We start from the raw sequence: 4,808 nt of genomic DNA on the forward strand, positions 1-4,808 counted from the left end.
GAGCTCGTAGTGCAGGCCAAGTGGCGGGAGTACCCCAATCGGGACGCCCCCGAGCACGTCCGCGATCAGGCCGAACTGTGGGCGGGACACGCACGCACCGAACTGGAGTGGGCGAAGAGCCTGAGCAAACGACTGTCTGAGGGCGCCTACACCATGGCCGGTGAACCGGGTTCGTGGCGAACGGTCCCCGATCACCTCAAGATGCGCGTCTAATCAACCTTGACTAGACGTTTCCTCCTCGTGCACTCTGGCCAAGTAGTCAAACTGGACTAGTCTCTCAACCAATCCGTTCGCAACACCGAGAGAAGGAATCGAACCCATGGGAAGGCTCGCGATCGAGACGAGAGCGTTGAAGAAGAGCTTCGGCAAGACCCACGCGGTCGCCGGTGTCGACCTGGCCGTGAGCGCCGGGGGCGTGTACGGCGTGCTCGGTCCGAACGGGGCGGGCAAGACCACCACGATCCGCATGCTGGCCACGCTCCTGCGCCCCGACGCCGGAGAGGCGCAAGTGCTCGGCTACGACGTCGTGCGTGACGCCCAGGCGGTGCGGAGCAGGGTGGGCCTCACCGGGCAGTTCGCGTCGGTCGACGAGGACCTCACCGGGGTGGAGAACCTGTTGCTGCTCGCCAGACTGCTCGGCTACTCACGCCGCCGAGGCAGGGAGCGGGCGACCGACCTGCTCGACGCGTTCGGTCTTGCCGAGGCGGCCGACCGGCAGGTGAAGAAGTACTCCGGCGGGATGCGCCGGCGCATCGACATCGCGGCGAGCCTGGTCGTCACCCCCGAACTGATCTTCCTCGACGAGCCCACGACCGGGCTCGACCCGCGCAGCAGGAACCAGGTCTGGGAGATCGTCAGGGGCATGGTCGCCGAGAGCGCCACCGTGTTGCTGACCACGCAGTACCTCGACGAGGCCGACCAGCTGGCCGACCGGATAGCGGTGATCGACCACGGGAAGGTCATCGCCGAGGGCTCGAGCGGCGAGCTCAAGGCATCGGTCGGCGCCGGCTCGCTGCACGTACGGCTACGTGCGCCCGAGCAGCGGGCCGAGGCCGAACGGGTCCTCGCCGGCGTCCTCGAGGTGCCGGTCGAGCCGTCCGCTGACCCGGCCGCGCTGTCCGCGCGGATCTCCGACCCCGAGCGGGTCGCCCGCGCCCTGGCCGAGCTGTCCCGCAGCGGCATCGACGTCACCGAGTTCGCGCTCGGTCAGCCGAGCCTGGACGAGGTGTTCCTCACCCTGACCGGACACGCCGCCGAGGAGACACCCGAGGAGGATGCCGCATGAATGCCACGACCGCGGAGCAGGCGTCGGCGCCGGTCACCGAGGACGCGCTGCGCAGTGTGCTGTTGGCCGGTGAGCGGCCGTCGCGCCCCGGCCCGGTGCTCACCTCGTTGACATTCGGCTGGCGCGCTTTGCTGAAGATCAAACACGTCCCGGAGCAGCTCGTCGACGTGACCATCTTCCCGATCATGTTCACGCTGATGTTCACCTACCTGTTCGGTGGTGCGCTCGCCGGGTCGACTCAGGAGTACCTGCAGTTCCTGCTGCCGGGCATCCTGGTGCAGGCGAACGTCATGATCACCATGAACACTGGCATTACGCTGAACACCGACATCCAGAAGGGGGTGTTCGACAGGTTCAGGTCACTTCCGGTGTGGCGACCGTCGCCGCTGGTCGGCGCCCTGCTCGGCGATGTGATGCGCTACTCGATCGGGTCGGCGATCGTGATCACGCTCGGACTGGTCCTAGGGTTCCGGCCGGAGGGTGGCGCCGTCGGCGTGGTGCTGTCGGTGGTGCTGCTGCTGGTGTTCTCGTTCTGCCTGTCGTGGCTGTGGACGATGCTCAGCCTGATCCTGCGCACGCCGAACTCGGTGGCGGGGGTCAGCATGATGGTGATGTTCCCGCTGACGTTCGTGAGCAACATCTTCGTGGACCCGAAGACGATGCCTGGGTGGTTGCAGGCGGTCGTCGAGGTCAACCCGATCACCCATCTGGCGACCGTGGTGCGTGGCCTGATGCACGGCTCGGTGCCCGCCGGGGAAATCGGCTGGGTGCTCGTCTCGTCCGTACTTCTCGTCGCGGTGTTCGGTCCCATCACCATGGTCCTCTACCGCAACAAGAAGTAGATGCCGCTACCGCGAGCACTTGGTCGAAATCAACTCCGACAACCCCGGCCCACTCGGCCAACGCCATCACCGGTACCAGGCCCGGACACGACAAGGAGAGCCGAATGAGCACCATCCCCAAGAACAACTCGGAAACCGTTGCGCACACGTCCGGGCGGGCGAGCAGCATCGGGGTCTGGATTCTGCAAGTCGTGCTGGCGGCGATAATCGCCGGCGGCGGAATCTCGAAGCTCGCCGGCGACCCGGTCATGGTGGACATGTTCGCCGACATCGGGGCTGGCCAGTGGCTCCGGTACCTGGTCGGAGCGCTGGAGGTCGCGGGAGGGGTTGGACTTCTGATCCCGGCTCTGGCGGGCCTGGCCAGTCTCGGGTTGGCGGCATTGCTGACCGGTGCTGTCATCACCGATCAGTTCGTGCTCGAGCAGAGCCCTTGGCTGCCGCTCGCCTTTCTCGTCGTGGCGGCCGTGATCGCAAGGGCGCGGTGGTCGCGCACCGAGGCCGTCGTCGGCACGCTGCTCAGGCGCTGAGACAAACCTCTCGAACGGAGATGTGAGATGAACGAGATGGCCTTTCGCGTGACATCAAACGATGGCACCATCATCGCCTACGACCGGAAAGGAAGCGGCCCGGCTGTCGTCCTGGTAGGCGGCGCACAGGACGACGGAGCCGAGAACGCTTCCTTGGTACCTGCTCTCGCCGAGCACTTCACGGTTTACAACTATGCCCGTCGGGGACGCGGCGCGAGCGGCTTCACCGAGCCCTACGCCGTGGAAAGGGAGATCGAGGACCTGGATGCGTTGATCGCGGAGGCGGGCGGCTCGGCGCACGTGTTCGGGGCGTCCTCTGGCGGCGCGCTGGCGCTGGAAGCCGCCGCGGCAGGGTCAGCCATCGACACGATCGCCGTGTGGGAGGTGCCCTACGCGGTCGGAGACGACATACGCCCGCGATTCGAGGAGTACATCGCGGACACCCGACGCGCCTTCGACGCCGGGCGAGACGAGGAGGTTCTCGAACTGTTCATGCGCATGACCGGCGCCTCCGACGACAACATCGCGGCCAGGAAAGCGGCAGGCAAGCAGACGGCGCATTGGGCAGATTCGGTCGCCCTCGTGCCCACGCTGGTCCACGACAGCGTCTTCCTCAACCGCTACCAATTGCCGGCCGATCGACTGGCAACGGTCACCCAACCGGTCCTGGTCATCACCGGAGGACCGATCACGGTCCCCTACATGGCAGGCCTGCCCTCGGACTTCTTCGACCGCGCAGCCGACGAGCTTGCAGACCTATTACCCCGTGCTCAACGGGAGACCCTCGAGGGGCCGGATCACGTCGTCGACCCACAGACCGTCGGCCCGCTGTTGCTACGGTTCTTCAGCAGCGAACACTGAGGGGCCCGCGAGGTGTTGCGGGAAGACCGATTAGGCACCGCGCAAGCAGATCTTCGTCGCGCCAGGGACACGGGGCGGACAGGTGGTGTCGAGGTTGATGTCGTCGGCGGCATCACAGGCCTGATTCTGGGCGTGCTCGTCACCAACGTCTTCGTCACCACGCAAGGCCGGGCCGTTGTACTGACCTGGGCTTCAGTGGGACTCGACCTGGCCTACTCGCTGCTCATCGGCTCCGTCGTCGGTCGTACCCCGCACTCCGGGCCGACTCAGTACCGCCCACCGAAGCCCTGCGCAGCACATGACCGGGCACCTCGGTAGGGCCAGTGATTCCGGGCTGTGGTCGCATGCGGTCACCGTTCCCGGGCGGTGGCCCGGTGCCGAAAGTCGGGCCCACGGCGTGCTCACGTCAGGAGTGCCACCGATGACGCAGCCGCGTTCCCGGGTCGACCTGTACGCGGCGATCCGACGGGATGCCCGATCTGGGATGTCCAACCGCGCGCTGCAGCGCAAGCACGGCGTCGGCTTCCGAACCGTGACAGCGGCGCTGGAATCTGCATGGCCGAAGGAGAGAAAGCAACCGCCCAAACGCGGCTCACGGCTTGACGCGTACCGAGTGGTGATCGACGACTGGCTGCGCTCGGACCTCGACGCGCCGCGGAAGCAGCGACACACGGCGAAGCGGATCTTCGATCGACTGCTTGACGAACATGACGGGGCCGGGGTGGTGTCGTACTGGATGGTCCGCGAGTACGTCGCCACCCGACGCCGTGAGATTCGCGTCGAGGTCGGACGGGAACCTGCCAACGCGTTCATCCCGCAAGAGCACCTCCCGGGCCGCGAGGCCCTATGCGGAAAGCCGCATAGGGCCTCCTCACCAGCCGGGACCTCATCGCGCAGCACCGTGACCTGCGCGCGGCGGGTCTCCTCCGGCACGGTCGCGGCCACCCACCGTCGAAACGACGCCACCGACGCCTCCACACCGTGCTCGTCGCGCAGCCGCTGCCACACCGTCGACTGGTGCACCCCCGCGGCCAGCTGCGCCCGGATGTAGTCGGCATGCTTGTCGATCTGAGGCCAGGTGATCTGCCGCAGCCTGGTGTTGGTCAGCTCCGGGAACCAGCGGCCGATCAGGTCGTTCCACTCGTTGGGGCAACGACTTCCCGCCCGGCTTCATCCCCGCCGCGATCGCCGGCTGCACGTACTTGCGGATCGTCTTGCGGTCCACGCCAAGGCTCAGCGACATCTCGTTGATCGATCTTCCCGCATGCCAGTGCGTCAAGATCTCCGTAATGT

6 protein-coding genes are annotated in these 4,808 nt (G+C 66.7%); all 6 read left to right on the forward strand.

Features of this window, described 5'->3' with window-relative positions:
- Positions 1 to 213: hypothetical protein (locus DM816_RS40155; protein WP_211589067.1), on the forward strand; the 213-nt coding region annotated here is incomplete at its 5' end.
- Between the two features lie 106 nt (positions 214 to 319).
- The gene (locus DM816_RS40160) at positions 320 to 1,285 is read left to right on the forward strand and encodes an ATP-binding cassette domain-containing protein (RefSeq protein ID WP_117215698.1); all 966 of its coding nucleotides are present in this window, start codon (positions 320 to 322) and stop codon (positions 1,283 to 1,285) included.
- Complete coding sequence (locus DM816_RS40165) at positions 1,282 to 2,127, forward strand: ABC transporter permease (protein ID WP_117215699.1); 846 nt, start codon at positions 1,282 to 1,284, stop codon at positions 2,125 to 2,127. The genes DM816_RS40160 and DM816_RS40165 overlap by 4 nt, the downstream gene beginning before the upstream one ends.
- Before the next feature lie 104 nt (positions 2,128 to 2,231).
- On the forward strand, positions 2,232 to 2,654 hold the full coding sequence (locus DM816_RS40170; protein WP_117215700.1) for a DoxX family protein: 423 nt from the start codon (positions 2,232 to 2,234) through the stop codon (positions 2,652 to 2,654).
- Positions 2,655 to 2,681: 27 nt separating this feature from the next.
- A complete protein-coding gene (locus DM816_RS40175; RefSeq protein WP_117215701.1) occupies positions 2,682 to 3,515 on the forward strand; it encodes an alpha/beta fold hydrolase in 834 nt (277 codons plus the stop codon).
- Between the two features lie 484 nt (positions 3,516 to 3,999).
- On the forward strand, positions 4,000 to 4,566 hold the full coding sequence (locus DM816_RS44065; RefSeq protein WP_211589068.1) for a hypothetical protein: 567 nt from the start codon (positions 4,000 to 4,002) through the stop codon (positions 4,564 to 4,566).
- Positions 4,567 to 4,808 lie beyond the last annotated feature (242 nt).

The sequence above is a fragment of the Allorhizocola rhizosphaerae genome (genome assembly GCF_003426775.1).
Classification (GTDB): domain Bacteria; phylum Actinomycetota; class Actinomycetes; order Mycobacteriales; family Micromonosporaceae; genus Allorhizocola; species Allorhizocola rhizosphaerae.

Coding starts and splice junctions, on each gene's coding strand:
- DM816_RS40160 (WP_117215698.1), top strand. CDS start 320: ATGGGAAGGCTCGCGATCGAGACGAGAGCGTTGAAGAAGAGCTTCGGC.
- DM816_RS40175 (WP_117215701.1), top strand. CDS start 2,682: ATGAACGAGATGGCCTTTCGCGTGACATCAAACGATGGCACCATCATC.
- DM816_RS40170 (WP_117215700.1), top strand. CDS start 2,232: ATGAGCACCATCCCCAAGAACAACTCGGAAACCGTTGCGCACACGTCC.
- DM816_RS44065 (WP_211589068.1), top strand. CDS start 4,000: ATGTCCAACCGCGCGCTGCAGCGCAAGCACGGCGTCGGCTTCCGAACC.
- DM816_RS40165 (WP_117215699.1), top strand. CDS start 1,282: ATGAATGCCACGACCGCGGAGCAGGCGTCGGCGCCGGTCACCGAGGAC.